Origin of the sequence: Legionella anisa, from assembly GCF_001467525.1 — a bacterium.
GTDB lineage: Bacteria > Pseudomonadota > Gammaproteobacteria > Legionellales > Legionellaceae > Legionella > Legionella anisa.
This window is the reverse complement of record NZ_LNXS01000054.1, coordinates 574,755-595,243: the sequence shown is the minus strand read 5'-3', so window position 1 is coordinate 595,243 and position 20,489 is coordinate 574,755. Positions and strand designations below refer to the sequence as shown.

Sequence of the window (20,489 nt, the reverse complement as noted above, 5' to 3'; positions counted from 1 at the left end):
GGAACTTTATCCAATAGACATTTGTTCAGGGCCTTGCATATCTTCGACTTTTGTCCACGCCTGCTTGATTATCTGATGATGGTGCGGCTGAAGATGAAAAACCTGAAGAGATTCTTCGGTGGGTAAGTGAGCAATAACGGAAGCAATCTTATCCCTGCCAAATCGGGTAATTAAGTAAGTTAAAGCCAGTTCGCTATTAGGCTGGTCACCACTACTATCCCACTTAGAGGCGTCAGCTATTACAGCGGCAATGTTCCAAGCTATATCTTTTTCCAATGTCATATCAAAAAAGTTATTAAATATTTCATGGGCGATTAACTTATAGCTTGCTATATCAGGATGAGGAGGTATATCTTTTTTATAATTAGCATAAGCTGCTAATGCATCAGCAACCATGTTATGGGTTAAACATTGTTTTCTACTTACGCGAGCAACATTTAAAAGGAACTGGGTGACATACTTATCGTTGTTATCTATTGCTTGCCTTAGAAGAGGAGGAATTTTATCATTTGATGTTAATTGAGCTGAAACCAGGTGACATTTAGCCAGGCCACACACTATTTGCTGAAATAGCTCATTTCCCTGTATCTGGTCATCTTCTCCTGCATAAAATGCATAATTTTCTTTTAAATTCTCATCGAGAGAACTTAAACGGAAAGGTTCTGAACAAATAGTATTATCGCATAGATATTGAACCGTGAAGTGTAGTTCTTTAAACAATTGTTTTCTATCGGGAATTTCGTGAGTGAGTTTAATCAAGTCACTATTGTTTTCACCCCAGGTTTTAATTAGAAAATCTTTCCATAATTGCCTATCATTAGCTAGTGTTTTAAAAAAGAAAGACAAAGATGCAATTTTTTGCATCTCTTTAGGCGGTAAAAATTTTAATATTTCCAAAAAAATTTCTACAGGAAAAGAATCAGCGTTATTACTAGCTGCATTTACTTTTTGACGTTTCATAGTGTGCACCAATGTACAATATTATCAATAATAGCCTAATTTTAATCTGCATCATTTTGTGTAAAAGATTTTGGTATTTACCATATCGTTACTTTCGAGGTTTATCAACGAGTCATTCGCTTCCCGGATGGTTTGGTGCTATTTAGGGTCTTATTGCGATTGATGACTTCTTTTTCTCTAATAAATATGCGATGGTGTAATTAAGCCAGCTGGTTGCATGCAATCAGACTGCATTTTCTTGATTAAAATGAGCAGACAGATTTATAATTAAACACTTTTTGGCTGTGACAGTTTCTATGTATAAAAATTCTTTTTTTAAAAATCTAATAGAAGATCAACAGTTTTTAACTAAGCCCAATGCTGCCTTTGAGTGGGATGAAATGCTTGCTGAAAAGGAGACACGCAAAAAAATAAAAAGAGATCAAGACCATCACCTATTCCTTGCCTACATTGAGTCTCGATTTGCTCAAGGCTATGCTAAACTCTTTGATGTCAAGTTAAGGAAGGCACGTTCAAACGTGGAGGAACATTTAGAAACTCGAGAAACCTTACAATATTTTGTTAGACAGGACATCAGCCAGCACGCTACTCAAGACGCTCAAATTCATACTTTTCATCGATGGGTTGATACCGCACTCATGTTAAGGAGAAGGCATAATTATGAAGGATATTTTTTAGTGCGTGATACATTAATAGAAATGGATAGGGCACGGCAATTTACAAAAAATAAGGCTTTTAAACCCTATCTTAAAATGTACAATCAACTAGTACAAATCGATGCAACACTCATTGATGAGCAATTAAGAGCAGATTATAGCAAAATTCCCCTGAACGATTTTGCAAATCCTGACGGGTTTTCCAAGAGCGGAAAGGCAGGCCCAAACCTTAAAGTATTTTTAGAGGGTAGAATGCGCTTAGAGGCTCATCTTAAAAGGGATATAATGGAAGCTCAAGGAGACGCTAAAGCTAAGGCTTTTTGCCGATGGATTGATATAGCAATTGCTCTAAGGAAAAAGCATAATTATGAGGGATATTTTCTAGTGATTACGAATTTAAGCTTAATCGATAAAATAACTGAAAGCGAAGATTTTCCTAAGTCTTATCTTAAAGCGTACATTCAACTCCTTGAACATGCGGATCCCTCCAGCAATTTTGTAAAACTTAGGACATTATGGAATAAAGATACATCTCCTAATAAATTAAAAGCTACGTTCTACTGGTCTAAAGAATTAACGAATCTTAATGAGCAAATTGAGAGTGTGTATAGTCTTGAAGTACGAGCCTCCATGCTGCGAGAAAAAAATAAAAAGCTTGCTGATATCGCTAAAGAGCAGCAAAGTTTTGCAGATGGATCGAAGATTTATTCGAGCAATATACCGCAACATTTGGAAATTAAATTTGCACAGGTGCAGGAAGAGTACAGCTATAGTCTAAAAGCAAAAGCAGGCGATCTAAGACCATTAGAACTCCCCGCAGCTTGTCCCTGAGAGATCCTCACAAAATTTAACCAGGAAAATAAGTATTCTACAGTCTACAGGGATGACAGTAATGTAGCCTGGGTGCAGGCGAAGCCGTAACCCGGGTTACGCTTCGCTTCACCCAGGCTACATATATCAATTTGCAATAACGTCGGTTTATCTGAAAGGTTCAGTGATGGTGCGAAATTTCTGAGTCTGCGAACAAACGATCTACACACAGACGCCATTACATTGAATGGCTGTTTCATTTAAATCAACTAAAATTAAATACAAATAATCAATTTCTTCATGGATGGGAAATTATGAAAATGAGACTGGAAATAATTCCTGCAATGCAAGTATTAGAATACCCTGCTAACGAGGAGGGTGTGTGCTTTGGCATAGAAAATATGGCGATCCAGGCTGCAGTGAGAGGAAAATTTGATGAGTTTCAAAAACGTATGGAATTCATTCATAGTTATGAGGATGATACATCCTTTTCTAAGGATGTAACACTTGCCGAGTCAGTGAGATTAAAAAAACATGAAATATCAAAAACATTCTGGAAATGGGAATGGAATACTTTAAATGCGGATGAAAAACAATTAGAAGCGAGTAAGGCCGATTTGTTATGCAGTATCCGCCCTTTTTTTGATGGAATTGAGTCGTACATGCAAGGCTACTTATATCCCGAGTTGTTTGAGGTTAATCATGCTCCAAAAAAACAAGATGCTCTAATATCGAGTCAACTTGTTGCTGAAAACTCTAAAGAAATGGAACCATTTGATAAAATAATGGTTGCGCATAATAAAACCACATTAACAGAATATTTGGACAAGTTATGTGCCCTAAAAAACAATTCAATTGAAGGACTGGCAATCGGATTAAATGCCTATGAACATGGAATGGCATTGGTTAGAAATAAGGGGCAATGGGCACTCGTTAATCATGATGAAATAATACAATTTGCAAATAATGAAGCATGTGCGCAGGCAATAATTGAGCGATTTTCTACTAATAGTAATGCGGTTTTCTCTATGACTTTTCATCCTGGCCTGCTGACAAAGACAAAAGAGATAAAGGAGTTAAACCAAACAGAAGAAAATAAACAATTGGAAATGAATAAGTTAACGGATTCAAAAGGAGTTAATCTTTTATCTTTGGCTACATCCAGAGAGGATTTAAATCGTGTTACCTACTTATTAGACAATGGGGCTGATGTGAACGGTGATGGAGAAAGTCCTTTATTCATTGCAGCGAGACTAGGCAACTATGCATTAGCCGAAATGTTCCTGAAAAAAAAAGCTGATCCTGATATTGCCAATAAGAAATCCGAAACCCCCTTATTAGAAGCAGTAAGAACCGGTTATAGTCAGATGGTAGAATTATTGCTGCGCTATGATGCTGATCCCAATAAGTCGAACAAAGATGACGAAAGCCCTTTATTCATTGCTGTGAGTAATGGTAACCATTCTCTTGCCGAAACGCTCCTTAAAAAGGGGGCATTAGTAGAACTGAAAAATCAAGTGAATACGCCCATATTGAAAGCAATAGAAAATGCGGATGCTAAAATGGTAAAATTATTGGTCGAATATGAGGTTGATATCAATGAGTCCAGTTCTATTTTTAATACCACCCCTCTTGAAAAAGCCGTTGAAAATAAAAACTTTGAGATGGTCCTACTGCTCATGTCACTTGGTGCTGATCCATATATTAAAAATATTAGTTCTGACGATGGGGAAATGAATGCACTCGAACTATTATTTTCTAATTACAAAATGAATAATATGATTATTATAGAAGACAGGATTCTTTATGAATTCATGCCAGAAGATGAAACAGAAAGACGGGATATTCTCAACCAAATCGCAGAACGATTCTCAGAAATGAATCAAGACATGCAATTTGCAAATAAAGAAGATTTTGTAAATTATTTTATGAAGCGAATTTCTATGGCCGAAGAATTTGAAACCAAATTGAAGAGTAAAGTTGTAGATGAAGTATTAAAAGACTTGGATGATCTTGACCTAGATATAAGCCTGGTTGAGCCTTCGCCAAATCAACACGGAGTGCAATCCAAAAGCAGAGCACCTGAATCAGATAAAATAAACTGCCAAACGCTAAGACAAACGTTAACTTCATTCAGAGAATCACAAAATATAGACAAAAGCGGTGATGAAGATATAGACAAAAGCAGTGATGACGATGGAGAGGGCGTGCATTTGAGTTAAGGATCTCAATTGAAACGCCAAAATCTTAACATCACAAGGATGGGGCTTTGCCCATAGGCATCAAGCTTTATAATGTCTTGAGTCCTTCCTCAATGATAGAAAGTCCAATTTCCAAATCTTTTACATCCGTAGAAAGCGGCATGAGGAGGCGAATTACATTTCCGTATCCGCCACAGCTAAGAATTACCAGCCCATGCTCTAAACAAAATTTTGTTAATCTGTCTGCTGCTACTTTATTGGGTTCCTTTGTGTTTTTATCTTCCACCAGTTCGATTGCTTGCATAACACCCAAACCACGGAAATCACCTACTATTTTATATTTTTCTTTAAATCCAGAAAGCTTGGAATGAAGTACTTTTGCAAGATTAGTGACATGGTTCAAAAGCCCTTCCTCTTCAAAGATTTTGAATACTTCAAGAGCGGCTGCACAACTCAGTGGATTTCCTCCAAAGGTTCCGCCCAACCCACCTACCATTGCAGCATCCATCATTTCAGCTTTACCTGTTACAGCAGCGATCACTGTTCCACCACCGAGTCCTTTTGCTGATACAGTAAGGTCAGGATCCACTCCCATTGTCTTCATCGCAAATAGATTTCCAGTACGCCCAAAACCCGATTGAATTTCATCTGCAATGAAAACAATTTTGTTTACCGTACAAAATTCACGAAGTTTTTGTAAAAATGGGGCTGGAAATTGTATGAATCCTCCCTCACCTAATACAGGTTCTAAAATCACTGCAGCGGTATTTTCAACGCCCACACGAAAATTAACCAGTTCAGAAAAATCATTGAAACATTCTTCGACACAATTTTTTCCTTGCCAACGATACTCATACGGAATGGGAGCACGATGAATTTCCGAAAGAAATGGACCAAATCCATGTTTGTAGGGTTTATTTTTTGCTGTAAGTGACATAGCCATGTAAGTGCGACCATGGTACGCATGATCAAAACAAATTACTGCTTGCTTGCCGGTATAGGCACGAGCAATTTTAATTGCATTTTCTACAGCTTCTGCTCCTGAATTCAACAGGATTGATTTTTTCTCAAAATGTCCAGGAGTGTGATAATTTAATTTTTCACACACATTGATGTAGCCTTCATACGGAAGAATATTAAAACTCGTGTGCATGAATTTTTCGGCCTGAGCCTTGACTGCATTGACTATTGCATCGGGGCAGTGCCCTGTATTTACCACGCCAATTCCAGATGAGAAATCCAAAAATACATTTCCATCTACATCTTCTATAAACGAACCTTTTGCTCGTTCCACAAAGATGGGTGTCGCATGAAACGGGCCTCGGGCAACATGTTTATAACGCCGCTCCATCAATTTTTTTGATTTTGGTCCCGGTATTTGTGTTTTAATATTTATTTGATTCATTAGTACCACCCAATTGGTGCATCATCTAGATTAATATTCACTTGCTTGATTTCAAGATAGCTTTCGATTCCATATAAACCTAATTCACGACCTGCTCCACTTTGTTTGTATCCACCCCAAGGCATTTCATTATGAGTTGGATGGTAATGGTTTACCCAAAGAATTCCAGCACGAATTTGAGAGGTCACGCGATGAGCACGAGTAAGGTCCTTAGTCCACACAGCTGCTGCTAAACCATACTCGGTATCATTTGCAATTTGAATGGCTTCTTCTTCGGTATCAAAAGGGATGACCGCAAGCACCGGACCAAAAATTTCTTCCCGAGCGATACGCATGGTGGGCTTTACCTCATCAAAAATAGTCGGCTCAAAAAAATTTCCATTTTCAAAAGCTTTACCTGTAGGACGTTTCCCGCCACAGATCAATTTTGCACCTTCATCAATCCCTATCTTGATGTAATGTTCTATTTTTTCACGATGAGTGCGTGAAACCAGTGGGCCCATTTTTACTCCTTCATCTAAACCATGACCTAGTTTGATATTCGGGATTTTTTCCAACATTCCTGCCACGATTTTTTTGTGAATAGAACGCTCAACGATTAAGCGGGAGCCAGAAGAACATACCTCGCCTTGATTGGCAAAAGCACCAAAAAGAGCGCCATCAATTGCCATCTCCAGATCACAGTCTGCAAATACAATATTTGGATTTTTTCCACCAAGTTCTAATGATATTCGTTTCAAATTTCCTGTAGCGGCTTGCATTATTTTTTTTCCGGTCACTGTGCCACCGGTGAATGCAACTTTATCCACCATTGAATTAGTTGATAATTCTTCACCTGCTCCTACACCCGGGCCAGTAATGAGGTTCACTACACCCGGTGGAAATCCGCATTGATCAATCAGTTTGAATAACTCAAGCGCCGTTATTGGTGTCAATTCCGAAGGTTTTAATATGACGGTATTTCCTGCTGCAAGGGCTGGAGCAAGTTTCCAGGCTGCCATAAGTAAGGGAAAATTCCAGGGAATGATTTGTCCACACACACCGATAGGTTCACGTACAACATAACTAAAAGAGTTCGCTGGAACCGACATCGTTTCGCCATGAATTTTAGTAGCGAGGCCTGCGTAAAATTCAAAACAATTGGCTGCATCGGTCACATCATATTCTGCTTCTGCCAAAGGTTTTCCACAGTTTCGTGTTTCCAGCTCTGCTAACATTTTTGCATGGGTACGAATCAAATCGGCAATCTTGAATAATAGCTTACTTCGATCAAGCGCAGACGTTTTTCTCCAATCACCTTCATCAAACGCTCTTCGCGCAGCCTTGATCGCAATCACAACATCTTCTTTAGAACTTTCTGGAACTTTTGCAATCAATTCACCATTAGCGGGATCAATAATATCGCGAGTGGCTCCGCTTTTGGCAGAAGTAAATTTTCCATCAATATACATTTCATAATTTTTCATCTATTAAGTCCCTTTTATTGAGTGTAATAAATTTATTATAACTCCGACTTCACACTCTTGAGTATTTTCAATCAACAATCGTATTAAGTTAAAAATTTTAGAATTAGATTATTTTTGTGAGCTATACTAAAAATATAGTGAGGTAGCTAAATTTATACCTCTATTTCAAATAATTACAAATAGAAGCTTTCTATTTGAGGGGTAATTTATGGATCAATCTACGGCTCAAATAGTATTTAAAAATAAAATTCTAATTCTTGGATTCGGCAGTATTGGCCAAGCAATATTACCTCTTTTATTCCAGTATTTTAAATTAGATCCGTCTCAAATTCACATCGTATCAAAACATAATCTTGGTGCAGATGTGGCAAACAATTATGGCGTCTCATTCAAAGAAAGTGCTGTTAAAGAAAATAATTACCAAGAACTTTTGTCCTCTATTCTTAAACCGGGTGATTTTTTGTTAAATTTATCCGTAGGGGTATCTACTATTGATTTAATAAAATATTGCCAGATAAATAAAATATTGTATTTGGATGCAGCCGCTGAACCTTGGGAAGAAAGGTATAGCGATAAGAGTCAACTACTGTCTAATTATGCGTTACGTGATGCTACCTTACAACATAAAAAGCAGGGTCCTACCGCAGTTTTAACACATGGAGCTAATCCTGGGTTGGTATCCCACTTTCTTAAACAAGCCTTATGGAATTTGGCGAAAGATAATTTGTGGGAAGGTGACCTACCGAAAAAGGCTGTGGAATGGGCACAATTGGCGCATGATCTTAATATAAAAACCATACATATTTCTGAACATGATACGCAAATCTCTTCTCAAATCAAAAAAACGGATGAATTTATCAATACATGGTCAGTAGATGCCTTAATTTCTGAAGCACTTCGACCTGCTGAACTGGGCTGGGGAAGCCATGAACGTCACTGGCCTCATGATGCGAATCATTACAACTTTGGCTCAAATTGTGGCATATACCTGAGTCGGCCAGGAGCAGAGACCCAAGTCCGTACTTGGACCCCTAACTCTGGCCCTATTAATGGTTTTTTAATTACTCACGCTGAATCTTTATCTATTGCAGAATATTTAACTTTAAAGAAAAAGAGTAAAGTGTATTACAGGCCAACAGTTCATTATGCGTATCATCCTTGCCCTGATGCTATTTTATCTTTAAAAGAGCTCGTGCAAAGAAAATACATACCCCAAAAAGAAAAACGAATTATTTTAAAAGAAATTGTTGATGGTACTGATGAACTCGGAGTTTTATTAATGGGAAATAAAAAAGGGGCTTATTGGTATGGCTCTAATCTATCCATACATGAGGCTAGAAAGTTAGCTAATCACAATAATGCTACAAGCTTACAAGTCGCTGCTGGAGTTTTATCGGGTATGATTTGGGCCATTAAAAATCCAGAATGTGGAATTATAGAACCTGAAGATATGGACCATGAGTATATTTTGAGTTTAGCTATACCTTATCTTGGTCAAGTTGGTGGTTATTATACAGATTGGACTCCTATAAAGGACAAAGACAATTCAAATAAAAATATGGATCAAAGTGACCCTTGGCAGTTTATTAATATTCGAATTAATGAAGCCGGATAGAAAATCTTTAAAAAGATTGAGGTCATGTGTTACGAGAAAAAAATGTCTGGACAAATTACATTTAAACCGCTTACTACCTCCGATCTCGATCTATTATGCGAATGGTTTAAAAAACCACATGTTCTGGAATGGTGGAATGATCACCTTACTCCGGAACAAATCAAAGAGAAATATGGGATGCGTCTCGATGATGACGTTGTTTGTCCTTATATTGCTTATGTGAATAACACGCCGATTGCATTTATACAATATTATTGGGCGAGTAAAGTGGGTGAGGGTTGGTGGCCGAATGAAGATGCAAACACTGTAGGTTTAGATCAATTTATTGGTGAGGAACATTATATCAATAAAGGCTTCGGCACGTTAATGATGAAAGAATTTATTCAATTTTTATTTCAAAACCCTCTGATTAAGAAAATCATTACTGAAGCTGATCCAAATAATTTACGTGCAAAACGCTGTTATGAAAAAGTGGGATTTCATGAAATGGGTATCATAGATACGCCAGATGGCAAGTCTGTTTTAATGACGATACTCAAAAAAGATAACCCATGAATAACCCAAGTCTGATTGGCTCTTAACTGTTAAGGCCCCAACATACTCATGATTTCAATGAATGAGTATTGACCTGTTGGTCCTCATCCTTTTGACCCTGATTAAGAGTGTGTGACTTAATATTTTCTAGAAGAAATGAGCGCAACATTATAAAATGGAGTGATGTAGTAACCGAGTCCTGTGGAACAAAAATGATTTCAATGTTTGCAATCCCCAATTGTGATACTGTAAAAAAAGCGCGTACCTTCTTAGAGAAAAATAAAATTAATTATGAGTTTATTGATTTCAAAAAATCCCCACCAACAAAAGCCCAAATAAAAGCATGGAGCGATTATTTAGGAGAGCTTCCCATTAACAAAAAAGGGACGACGTACCGAAAATATAAAGATCATTATGAAGCATTGAGTCCGTCGGAAAAAATAGATTTTATTATCGCAAATACTTCACTCATCAAGAGACCCATTTTAGTAAAAAATGGCAAAACAATCGCAATGGGTTTTAACGAAGATCAATATAAAGAACTCATAACAAACTCTTGAGAGTGTTTGAGTGAAAATTATTAACCAATGTAGCCTGGTTGCTTGCAACCAGGATTTACCCGTAGGTTGGGTCGTTTTGACCCAACAAAACAATCTATCAAAGTCCTTAATGTTGGGTCAAAACTACCTGAGGGATCGTCACTTTTTTTTGTGCTTATATATTATGTCATTCCCGCCTGCGGGAATGACATAAATTTAGATCAGAATGTATTATTACTCTTAATATTGAGTAGTTCTTCAGGAACATGATCAGATTACTTTTCTATCTGTTATTTTGCTTTTTTTATTTTTCTTTTCTGGAGGACATAGAGCTGCAGCAAATACTTCACTCACATCTTCTGCGAGGATAAATTTCATTTTTTGCTGTACTTCATCCGGAAGATCCTCTAAATCTTTAGCATTTCGTTTAGGAAGAATTACTGTTTTTAAACCAGCGCGATGAGCCGCAATAACCTTTTCTTTGATGCCGCCCACAGGAAGTACTCGTCCTCTGAGTGTGATTTCACCGGTCATCCCGATGTCATTCTTGACTAAACGATTGGTCATGAGTGATGCAAGTGCTGTTGCCATAGTAACACCAGCACTGGGACCATCTTTAGGTATTGCTCCTTCTGGGATATGCAAATGAATATCACTTTTTTCAAAAACCTTATCAGCTATTTCAAGTTGATGTGCTTTGGAACGAATATAAGAAAAAGCCGCTTTGGCGGATTCTTGCATTACTGTACCTAATTGACCCGTAATGAGAAAACCTTTAGAACCTGACATTTTTGTTGCTTCAATAAATAAAATGTCACCTCCGCCTGTTGTTACGGCAAGACCGGTTGCAACCCCTGGAATGGTGGTTCGTTCAGCAACATCGGAATAGAATTTGGGTTTACCAAGTAATTCAATCACTTTATCCTTGGTGATCATGGTGGAGGTTATTTTGTTTTCTGCCACACCTGTTGCAATTTTACGACAGACTGCGCCAATCTCACGTTCCAAATTTCGCACCCCTGCTTCCCGGGTATACTCATGAATCACCAGAAGAACCGCATCATTTTCAAATTGAATTTCTTCAGGCATTAAACCATTTTTCGTGATCTGGCGTGGGATAAGAAAATTTGTAGCAATATGCAATTTTTCATCATCGGTATAACCAGAAAGTGTAATAATCTCCATACGATCACGTAGAGCGGGTTGAATTGGATCAAGTTGATTCGCAGTACAGATGAAAATAACTTGCGAGAGATCAAAATCGACATCAAGATAATGATCAGAAAAAGTTTTATTTTGTGCTGGATCGAGCACTTCAAGCAAAGCGGATGAAGGATCACCACGAAAATCGGCCCCCATTTTATCCACCTCATCCAGCATCATTACAGGATTGCGTGTTTTGGCGCGCTTAATTGATTGAATAATTCTGCCCGGCAATGCCCCAACATAAGTACGTCTATGCCCACGAATTTCTCCTTCATCATGCATGCCCCCCAACGAGAATCGAATAAATTTTCGCCCAAGTGCACGTGCAATTGATTGTCCAAGAGATGTTTTGCCAACACCAGGCGGACCAACAAAACAAAGAATGGAGCCTGTTTCTAATTGATTTTTATCGCCACGTTCAAGGCGTAGCTTGTGTACAGCAAGATATTCGAGGATTCGTTCTTTCACTTCTTTCAAATTATAATGGTCTTCATCAAGTATTTTTCTCGCACACTCGATGTCCAGATTATCTTCAGTCGTCTTACTCCACGGTAATTCAATCAACCAATCCAAATAGGTTTTAATTATTTGATATTCGGCGACAGATGTAGACATGCTTTTCATTCTTTTGAGTTCACGCACGGCTTCCTTTTCCGCTTCGTTCGACATATGTGCCTCTGTAATTCTATTTTTATATTCTTTAATTTCGAGAGCCTGCTCATCTTCTTCACCCAGCTCTCTTTTAATCTGTTTCATTTGTTCACGAAGCATATAATAACGTTCGTTTTTATCCAGGCCGTTTTGTACCTGTGATTGGATTTTTCTTCCTAATTCGATGATTTCTATTTCGCGAGTCAAAAAATTATTGAGTTTCACGAGTTTGTACTCGACTTTATCTAATTCCAAAAGCTCTTGTGCATCTTTCAAATCCAATCTGAAATTTCCAGCAATGAGATAAACAAATTGGAGTGGATCCTCGGTATTGAGCGCGATATTTAATAAATCCTCTGGTAAATGCGATGTTAAATAAGTCAAGCGACGTAATAATTCAATTGTATTTCGCATGTGGGCTTCAATTTCTTTATTTTTAACAGAGTGTTCCTCTGCAATTGTAATTTGGGCTTTGAAGTAAGGATCAATCGCAGTAAATTCTTTGATACGAATTCGCTCTACCCCTTGCACAATGATTTGTAGCGAGTCATCTGATAAATGAATAAGACGATGTATTATTGAAGCAGTACCAATTGTATGGACATCAATCGGACCTGGATCTTCGATTGCATTATCCTTAATAGCGACTATTCCTATAAAACGTGAAGAGCTCATCGTCACGTCTTGAATCAGTTTAATGGCGCGCAATTGTCCCACGTTAAGCGGCGACATGGTCAAAGGATAGAGAACGGCTCTATTTAATGCCAAAATAGGCAATTCGGATGGGATATCAAGTTCAATTATTTGATCTTGATTTGCCGTTTCTTCCTTTTTTTGCATCCCCATAAAACGTCCTTTATTTATCTTCTCCTATATTTGCATTTTAGGATAATTATTGGCCAATTTTCTTGGCCAATGTAGTTTTGTTGATTATTTTTCTTAACTACGGAATTTTTTTACCAAAAAATTTCATGTTGGTTCATTGAATTTACTATAAAAATAAGATTCTGCTTTCAAATAAAGAATTCATTATGAATTTTATAAAAAATATAAAATGTTTGGGCCATTAAGTGAAAAGCCCTATTGCAAGCAAGCGGTTTTTTTTGATCTGATTCCGAGAGAAACTAGATATCTTTTATACATATTTTTAAAAATTAGTGCATTACGCATGGCATAATAAAGTGCTTGGTTTATAATGCGCAAAGTGTTTATATTTTGTCGAGATTATTATGCGCTCTATTTTTGGTGGACAATATGTTTTTTATTATAATTTTCCAACTCATGCTGATTTAAGTTTGAGCTCAACTGCCCTCCCACCTCAAGAGACATATCCTACAGTGACCTCAGAAGAGGACGATTATACTGTTGAGCACAATCGCTTCGTTGAGTATGTAAAGAAGATAAAAGTTCAATGTGACGATAAAATGGCATGGATGATGAGAGCAGTTCCTGCTGTACTCGAAGAATTAGAGGATGTGATTTCTCTTAGACAATTATGCGAGTATTTTAATACCAGTGCGTATTGGAAAAAGAATGGTGATTGGCCTCAAGACGTAGCTGATGATCAATTAAGAGCGTTCAACATCGAAGTTCTAAGAACGTGGCTCTTTCAGAAAACCGCGCAAGATTTTTATGCTCAGAATCAAGAGATCCTTCCCAGTTTAAATGAATATAAAATGCAACTGGCCATGAATCTGGAGCAATTGAAGCAAGAATTATTCGCTTTAGATGCACTCTATTTAATGAAAGCAAATCTTAATACATATCTGGCTAACTTTTGGAACATCTTTAACCCTCCCGGTAGTAGCCCCAATAAGATCGATGTTTTTAATGTTTCTGCTATTGCAAAGATGATCCATGCAAAAGAGTTAATTCCAGATGACATCCAGCTTACTGTTTATTCAAACAATTTTGGATATTGGCAACATATGCATCAAAGGTTAATCAATGAAGTAATCGTTCTAATAAATTGTTCTATCCTTGATGAGTTGAAAAAAAAATGTGCCGAATATGACTCTAACCTACCCTTCGAAGAAGTGTATAAAACACACTGGCCTACCTCCAGGCGACTTGATGAAAATGCCCCGCCATTACGCTCAATATCTGAAATCAATGAGTTTATGGAAAAAATAGCTCTTGTTGGACAACAACGAAAAAGGATGATTGAACAAAAAAGGAATGAGTGGCACGGTTCGCCAGCGGGCTTTGATGTTGCAATGGAACGAGCCCAATCTCTATTAGGCTCTAAACAAGCAAATAATGAAGAATTCATACAAATACTCGCGGAGCAGTTGAAAAAAATTGCCGACGAAGACCATGTTATCGCCTCACTTTCATTGGTTAATACAAATCCGATACAAATCGTAAGCCAGGTGCTGCAAGACGAACGAGTTGACGATGTAGCTACGATAGCTCCTGTAATCGTTCGTGATATTCAGCATGTGATTGAACATATGCCAGATAAACCTACATCAGTTGATCACACTAAGAATGTTGAGGCACTGGATCAGTTTGTGGTGAGTGTTCGCTCAGCCTGTAATCGCGCAGCGCTTATCGATCTTTATGCTCGTTTGGAGCGTAGTACAAATAAAGAGATGGCTGAGAAAATGATTGGTAATTGGGATGTGATCGGAACGGATATTCGCGATAGTGCGCGCATGATGACGGAGTCCGATAAACTTCGAATTATCGCGTATGCTGAAGGGAGAATGACAAAACAGAAATATGATGAGGAAATGTCCAAATTAAGTGTCAAGCTTGAACGAGGTGAGGTCACGGCTCAAGAAGAAGTCGTGATTAAAATGTTTCCTAAGTTGAAACAGGCGCTCAAGCGGTTACCGAAAGAATATGTTCAGGACTTTTCGCTGGTGTTAAAAAAAGCATTTGTACACCAGCAAATTACCCATCCCGAAAAATTCCTGCAGAATCCGCATGAAGCCGCTGTTTTCTCCGCGTTCGGCCTAGACGCGAGCAAAATTAAGATGAATAAAGAGCTTGTCCAGCAAAAAATCAAGCATGTGATACAAAACGCAGTGCTTAATGGCCAGGCAGAACATGAAATCCCTACATTGAAAGAGTTGCAAGATCAGATTGAACTTATGGCTTTGAAAGAAAAGATTATTGCTGCTGGTGGTGAGTCTTCGTTAGCCCCTTTGATTCACGTAGTAACCAAAGCAAGACAAGAACTCATTGCAGCAGCAACTCTTTTGTTAGAGCAAGAATATGAGCGATGCAAAAAGGAACTGAGTGACGCTAATGAGAATATTCCTCAGCACATTGACAGTGCTTTGAAACGATCGAAAAGTAAATTGTTGCGCTCTCTTAGCCGCTTTATCGATCAAAAAATTAAAGACAACAAAGAGAGCTTGGCCGGATTAATCAATGAGCATGGCAAGGTAAAAGAGATTATTTCACCACTCAGCGAGCGGTCTGCGAGTAAAATGCATGCATTGCTTTTAGATGATGTTAACAAAGAGATCGAATTTTTTAATCAGTGGGGCAATCCCATTCAGTATGAAAACATACAAGGATTTATTGGGGGGAGCGATGAGGTCTTGGGAGATGGAGCGTGTCAAGCAAATACCTATAGGTTAATTACTCGAGAAATGACCAGTTTAGGTAGAAATCAAGTAATCTCCGATTCTCAGTGGAAAGCAGAAGTGAAAATCTCACCCCAAGATCGTTTCAATCAAGCTTTATATCAAGTACGTTTAGGGGATGAAACGAACAATGGTTTATCACAAGCGGTGTTAAAACGACTTCATCTCAAGAAAATTCAAAAATTAGATGAAGAGACACGTTTTGCCGACGAACCCGCATTGAGTTCGGACGCTATTTATCAAGTACTGTTCCAAGCAGTTACTCGGCAACAGAAGTCAAAATTAAAAAATTATGGCATTGTAAAACTATCCATTGGACATCACTCAACTAAAAAAGATGGAAGCCAAGACACAGAGCATGAATCGTGGGGTCATGCAATCTATTTGCGTTATGATCTAAAGAGAAAAACCGCTTATTTTTATGATCCTAATCATGGACGCAGTATTAATTTTTACACCTGGAAAAAATTAGAGAATGATGTTGAGTTTAAAAAGATGGGGCACAAAGAACAGGATGAAGCGGTTCTCAATTACATGCTCTTGTGTTTCTCGCAAATGATGGTGAATGATTTTAATGATATCAACATGGTAAGATGTTATGAAATGGAAATGGATTTTAGTTTGCTTGATAAGCTATTTTCTGCCGGTAATACACTCATTGGCGGCTTAAATCATTTCTTCAAAAAACAAAAGGAAAAAGAGCCTGAAAGGAACATAGTGAGTCTGACTGAAATACCTAACAGTCCGTAGCCTGGTTGCGCGCAATCAGGATTTTCCAAAAAACAAAGTGTGCGTTTTTTACTCAAAATACCGCTATATACTATACTGAATAAAAGAGTATTTGAGGTGTTTTAAAATGCTTTCACAACAGGCTGCTGCGGAGTTACTGAGGAAATATGGAAAAGATTTAGAAAATTTACAAAAAATCACAAAAGAAACTTCTCTAGGATTAAGAAGTGACGCTCAATTTATTCCCGAATTACTAAAAGCATTAGATTGCATAGCAAATGGAACAGCTTATGCACCTACTAGCCATATGACAGGCATGACTAGTATAGGAAAGGTAACGAGCGATCCTCAAAAAGCTGTGGGCGACCTTGTGGCTTTTTTTGATGATAGATTTATAGACACCTATTTTGGGTCTACTAATAAGGCAAATATAGAACACAATGTTCCTGGGGTGGATCTTGATAAGCTAAAAGCAAACATACTTCAATTTTGCAAAGAGATAAAGCCGCCTACTGTCGCTGAAAAAAATGATACAGTACAAAAATCAAGAATGATCGCCTTGACACTGGGTGCACATGTTGAGTTCAGAGTTAAAGGCTTTAAGCATAATAATCCAGAGCATAATGCAAGACAGCCCCTGGAGACTGTTCAATTTGAATTTCGTACGACACAAGAGCGAGACGCTTTTTACGAGAGAATCAAGAACATTTCTCCTTCAGACGTTTCAATAGATTTTACAGCTACCAAGAAAGATTCAGAAGGCAACGCGATACCGATTGTTCTGGTAAAGCCTGAGGCTATAAAAAGTATTGATGCTGTTCTTTTTCCAAGAGAGTCTCCAAAATTATCAAAAGAGCAGTTTATTGAATCGACGAGAAGTTTAATCAACGCCGGCATTTTTAGCGGGCGATCATCAAGGCTTGAAGAGTCGCTTAGGACAATATGTAAGGCTCTTGAAACGGGTGAATTAATCGATGGAAGGCAGATTAATGCACAAGTAAGTGGAGGCTGGATGGCATCAGGCCAGCAAAACACTGCATCGGGGATGATATCTGCTGAGGAGGCATGGGCTTTCTTATTTAAGGAAATGGGCGAGCTTGACAATTCTCTATATAAGGAAATGTTCAGAGGTAGGCTTGAGGAACATTTTAGGCAACAGCAATATCCTGAGGGAGTTAGGCGCCTATGGTTCGATACATTTACCGATCAAGAAGGATATAAGAAAGATTCACAATTCGCCAATTTTGCAAACTTTATTTCGGATCTCCCTGTGCATCGGTCTAGAGTCGGACAATCAAGAACGGAGGATAACCATTCTACCTTCAAGCAACCAAGTTCAACGGTTCACCATACTACCGTCAAGCAGCCAAGTCCACCGGTTCACAAATCCACTACTGGTGACACACATAAAGCATTTATTAAACATTTTATCCAACATCATGCTCCTGGAGTTGAACGAGAACCACTGATAGAAAAAAGCAGAGTTAAAATTGAATTTAAAAATAAGAATTACCTTGAAAACTTTAAAGCCATATATGGCGACTATATGAAGGGGATAAGCGAGACACTTGGACATGGAAAAAATGCAGGAAAAGTTTATCTTACGGTACCTCTTGAACAAATTGAGGCAATAGAAAATGGGGTATTGAAAGGTAAGTATAAGCATTATGTAACACCGGGTGAGCAACCCATGAGAACAGTTACTTCAGCGGTTACATGTGACTCTTTAAGGGACAACGACTTTAAAAGTAGATACAAAAACAATCAAGGAGATTTCTTAAAAAGTAAGATTCTCAAAGTTTTTTATGAGGATCTAGAAAATGCAGAGACACCAAAAGATGTGCAGAAGGTTGTTGATCGATATAAAAACGATGGACGATATGATATTCTCGCTAAGGCTCAAAATACAACAATGCAGGTTCTTGGTATGACCACATCATCTGCAACAGCTTTCGAAGAATTAAGAAAGGAACGGTTGGGTGACATTGATAAAGCACGAAGAGCGCAAGTGGCATAATGAAATTGGGACGAAGCCCAACCTTGCTATAGCTAAAAATGTAGTCTGGGTGCAGCGCAGCGAAACCCGTGTTTCACTTCGCTGCACCCAGACTACAAGTAAGTAGCAACTGTCTTAAAAAGTTTATTTCAAGAAAGTTGCATTTAACCAGGTTAGGTTTTAATGAGTTACAAGCAATGTTTATTCGGATTTCTCTTCATGCACTGATTGGCGAAGTAGTATCTTAAATCGGATACGAAAATATCCCCTTCATTTTCCATCACAAATATTCGTTCCGGTTGCAGCTCAAGATAATTGGATGCTTTTAAAATCGAGTAATAAACTGTTCCTGCATAGGAGAAAATCCATTTGTCTAAAAAGGGTAGAATTATCTCGGGATCATTAGAATAAAATCGTTGATAAATATCGGCAATTAATTCCTTTCTCATGTCGAAATTACTTTTGAAATAAAAATTGTTTCGATCTTGGCGATAAAGTGTAAATGGGGTTTTATCGGGGTTGCTTTTTAAACCCGCATTAAGGTTCATCGATATAATAACACCTTTGGCATTTTCAATCTGTAATGTTGTGGCATTGAATAAATTGTATCCATTGTATTCTTGCAGATAGGCTTTTAAATAATCAATAGCTTTATCGGTTAATGGATCAAAATAACTCTGAATTGAAAAACTTACCGCGTATTGTTCTGGGCTATCCTGATCATACCCGCAACTGACATAAGTGTTGTAGGTAAATAGATTGGGAGAAATTTTTTTTGAAAATACCTTATTGATTTCATCTTCTACCTCCTCACAACTAAGCTTCAATCCTGCAACATTACCGCGGACACGAACGATTTGCGTTGGAAAATCAACCGTTCTTTGGGACATTTGCTTCAGATCAGGCAATTTCTGTTCATTGCTGTAATGTCTGACTACTGTATTTTTATTCTTTGGCAAGGGGGAAAAAATGAACCCTTCTGTACTGTTGTCAGCAAAAGCAAAAAGGGGCGATAAAAACAAAGCGCCGATTAAATAGTTTATTTTCATAACAAACTCCTTTTTTAATTAATCTGAATTCCATTCAAATGATTATTCGATTAGAGAATTGTTGTGCAATTACACTAATCTGAGATGACGCAACGTATATCTTATCTGGTTTGCAGAGCAGATCCTATGGGTAATATAAATACAACCCATAGTGCCGAACAATTTAAGTATTCTCAGTCTACAGGGATGACAGTAATGTAGCCTGGGTGCAAGCGAAGCCGTAACCCGGGTTCTGGATAAACATCACGCTTCCATAACCCGGGTTACGCTTCGCTTCACCCAGGCTGCATATATCAATTTGCAATAACGTCGATTTATCTGAGAGGTTCAGTGATGGTGCGAAATTTCTGAGTCTGCGAACAAATCCTGAGAGTTCCTCACAAAATTTAACCAGGAAGAATGTCATTTGTTGCCCGTCATCCCTGCCTACGCAGGGATGACAGCCTTTTAAACATCACCGTAAACTATAGAATAGGTTTCCTGGTTAAATTTTGTGAGGATCTCTCAGGGACAAGCTGCGGGACGTTGGGGTAGAGCTGGACTGGTTTTTCAGTGATGTGTAGAAGATTCGGTTGCAAGCAGCCAGGTTAGGTTAGTCATTCAAAGTAATGCATGTAAATCATTACCAACACATTGATTACGTAAGAAGGTCTGAACGGTCAAAATAAACTTCATTTCTGCTAATCAGGTTGTTTTCGATTTCAACAATATCAAGCCCAAAGAGAATCAGTTCGCTCTCATTTTTGGGGAATGTTGCTTGCCACTTTAAGGTAAAGCCTTTTAATGTGGGGATTAGTTCTACTGCGTTCCATTTCCAGTCAGGATTCTTTGCAAGTAGTTTGTTAAAGTATTGAGACAGTCTTTTTTTTCCATGAATTCCTTCTTTCATAACCGGATCCAAATAAAAGGTGTCTTCACTATAAAAAGACAGTAGATTTTCAACTGCTTCTACTCCACCGGTCCATGATGGCAGCCACTTACTGCAAAACATTTCTGCATCCTTTAACTGCATGTATGTGCTCCTTTTGCATTAGGATTTTGTTTTTGAAGCGTTTTTCTTGTAACAATTCTGT

13 protein-coding genes are annotated in these 20,489 nt (G+C 38.0%); 7 read left to right on the top strand and 6 right to left on the bottom strand.

Translation table 11 applies throughout. The annotated features are described in order from the left end of the window. Positions 1 to 6 precede the first annotated feature (6 nt). Positions 7 to 960, bottom strand: a complete 954-nt coding sequence (locus tag Lani_RS19010; RefSeq protein WP_019234005.1) for an F-box-like domain-containing protein — start codon at positions 958 to 960, stop codon at positions 7 to 9. Positions 961 to 1,256: 296 nt separating this feature from the next. Between Lani_RS19010 and Lani_RS19005 the strand changes: the two genes are divergently transcribed. Beyond that, positions 1,257 to 2,447, top strand: a complete 1,191-nt coding sequence (locus Lani_RS19005; protein WP_019234006.1) for a RasGEF domain-containing protein — start codon at positions 1,257 to 1,259, stop codon at positions 2,445 to 2,447. 293 nt (positions 2,448 to 2,740) lie between these two features. Next, complete coding sequence (locus Lani_RS19000) at positions 2,741 to 4,648, top strand: ankyrin repeat domain-containing protein (RefSeq protein WP_019234007.1); 1,908 nt, start codon at positions 2,741 to 2,743, stop codon at positions 4,646 to 4,648. 67 nt (positions 4,649 to 4,715) lie between these two features. Here Lani_RS19000 and gabT read toward each other — a convergent pair whose 3' ends face one another. Beyond that, positions 4,716 to 6,032: a 4-aminobutyrate--2-oxoglutarate transaminase gene (gabT, locus tag Lani_RS18995; protein WP_019234008.1), complete on the bottom strand. Its 1,317-nt coding sequence runs from the start codon at positions 6,030 to 6,032 to the stop codon at positions 4,716 to 4,718. Further along, entirely contained in the window at positions 6,032 to 7,498 is a 1,467-nt protein-coding gene (locus Lani_RS18990) for an aldehyde dehydrogenase family protein (RefSeq protein WP_019234009.1), read from the bottom strand. The genes gabT and Lani_RS18990 overlap by 1 nt, the downstream gene beginning before the upstream one ends. A gap of 208 nt (positions 7,499 to 7,706) precedes the next feature. On the opposite strand from Lani_RS18990, the gene Lani_RS18985 reads away from it, so the two are divergent. From Lani_RS18985 to Lani_RS18975, 3 genes are all read left to right on the top strand, one after another. Then, the gene (locus Lani_RS18985; protein ID WP_019234010.1) at positions 7,707 to 9,113 is read left to right on the top strand and encodes a saccharopine dehydrogenase C-terminal domain-containing protein; all 1,407 of its coding nucleotides are present in this window, start codon (positions 7,707 to 7,709) and stop codon (positions 9,111 to 9,113) included. Between the two features lie 42 nt (positions 9,114 to 9,155). Next, positions 9,156 to 9,668 (top strand): GNAT family N-acetyltransferase, encoded by a 513-nt coding sequence (locus Lani_RS18980; RefSeq protein ID WP_019234011.1) that lies wholly within the window; start codon positions 9,156 to 9,158, stop codon positions 9,666 to 9,668. Positions 9,669 to 9,859: 191 nt separating this feature from the next. Continuing rightward, positions 9,860 to 10,207, top strand: coding sequence for an arsenate reductase family protein (locus Lani_RS18975; RefSeq protein ID WP_019234012.1), 348 nt, complete (start codon positions 9,860 to 9,862; stop codon positions 10,205 to 10,207). Positions 10,208 to 10,456: 249 nt separating this feature from the next. Here Lani_RS18975 and lon read toward each other — a convergent pair whose 3' ends face one another. Then, a complete protein-coding gene (gene lon, locus Lani_RS18970) occupies positions 10,457 to 12,889 on the bottom strand; it encodes an endopeptidase La (protein ID WP_019234013.1) in 2,433 nt (810 codons plus the stop codon). A 383-nt stretch (positions 12,890 to 13,272) separates the two neighbouring features. Here lon and Lani_RS18965 point away from each other — a divergent pair, with 383 nt between their 5' ends. Further along, entirely contained in the window at positions 13,273 to 16,392 is a 3,120-nt protein-coding gene (locus Lani_RS18965; RefSeq protein WP_058388748.1) for a hypothetical protein, read from the top strand. 106 nt (positions 16,393 to 16,498) lie between these two features. Further along, on the top strand, positions 16,499 to 18,388 hold the full coding sequence (locus Lani_RS18960) for a hypothetical protein (RefSeq protein WP_019234015.1): 1,890 nt from the start codon (positions 16,499 to 16,501) through the stop codon (positions 18,386 to 18,388). Positions 18,389 to 18,555: 167 nt separating this feature from the next. Here the strand turns inward: Lani_RS18960 and Lani_RS18955 are convergent, their stop codons facing one another. Together Lani_RS18955 and Lani_RS18950 are read right to left on the bottom strand one after the other, a co-directional pair. Next, the gene (locus Lani_RS18955; protein WP_019234016.1) at positions 18,556 to 19,416 is read right to left on the bottom strand and encodes an Lpg0189 family type II secretion system effector; all 861 of its coding nucleotides are present in this window, start codon (positions 19,414 to 19,416) and stop codon (positions 18,556 to 18,558) included. A 637-nt stretch (positions 19,417 to 20,053) separates the two neighbouring features. Continuing rightward, a complete protein-coding gene (locus Lani_RS18950) occupies positions 20,054 to 20,428 on the bottom strand; it encodes a nuclear transport factor 2 family protein (RefSeq protein WP_019234017.1) in 375 nt (124 codons plus the stop codon). Between the last annotated feature and the right edge of the window lie 61 nt (positions 20,429 to 20,489).